Consider the following 802-nt stretch of genomic DNA (forward strand, 5'->3'; position numbering starts at 1 on the left):
CTCGCGCAATTCCATCGACATCCAGCGGTCCCAGCGGTCGATGAAAGTCCGCGGCAGGTTCGCGGAGACGAAGTCTCCAGTTGCCGGAATCTTACCGAAGAAGCCGATGATCATATCTGCGGTGGACATGTGAACTTCTTGAACATTTCGAGGTTGTACGGATTTTCGACGCTGGCGGCCTTGAGCTCGAAATCGGCATACATGCCTTTCGTGCCCAGGCGCAGGCTGTAGACATCGGTCAGCGAAGTGCTGGCGAAGCGGCCACTGCGGAGCATCCTCAGCCACGCCCAGCTGCCGGTTTCGTTAAGCATTATTTCAGGCGATCCGTCGATCGGCTGGAAGGCGAGCGAGATGACGCCCGTGCCGTCCTTGCCGGGCCATGTCATGGGTTGCGGCCGCGTTGCGTTGTTGTAGTAGACGAGGCTCTGGCCATCGAGATTGAGCGTGACGCGCGTGACGTTGGGAGACAGGTCCTTCGGTTCAAGCGTGAAGCTCATCACCGGTCCGCTGCCGCCCGCAAACAGATCGTCGCGGATATGCCTGGCCTGCTCGAATGCCGCCAGGGCCGAAGCATCAAGGCCGAAATCGGCGCGCCACTTCCACGGCTGGCTGGTCATGTCGACATAGTTGATCAGGTGGTCGTTGATGAAACCGTCGATCAGCCCGGCCGGTCCGAACAGCCTTGCGAAATCCCGCACGTTGACGTCCACCGCGCTCTCGGCGCTGAACGGATAGCGGTCGTTCAGCGCCGCCTGGCAGAAAGGCAGGATATCGGCCCGCCAGATGGCGTTGAGCTCCGAAG

General features: G+C 60.7%; 2 protein-coding genes. Both read right to left on the reverse strand.

The features are described 5' to 3' along the window. Positions 1 to 129: type VI secretion system-associated protein TagF (gene tagF / locus EN925_RS38020; RefSeq protein WP_128337472.1), on the reverse strand; the 129-nt coding region annotated here is incomplete at its 3' end. Continuing rightward, the coding region (locus EN925_RS38025; RefSeq protein WP_281040714.1) for a type VI secretion IcmF C-terminal domain-containing protein at positions 111 to 802 on the reverse strand (692 nt) is incomplete at its 5' end. The genes EN925_RS38025 and tagF, both read right to left, overlap by 19 nt.

It is taken from the genome of Mesorhizobium sp. M7A.F.Ca.US.006.04.2.1 (assembly GCF_004022915.1).
GTDB classification, from domain to species: Bacteria; Pseudomonadota; Alphaproteobacteria; order Rhizobiales; family Rhizobiaceae; genus Mesorhizobium; species Mesorhizobium ciceri.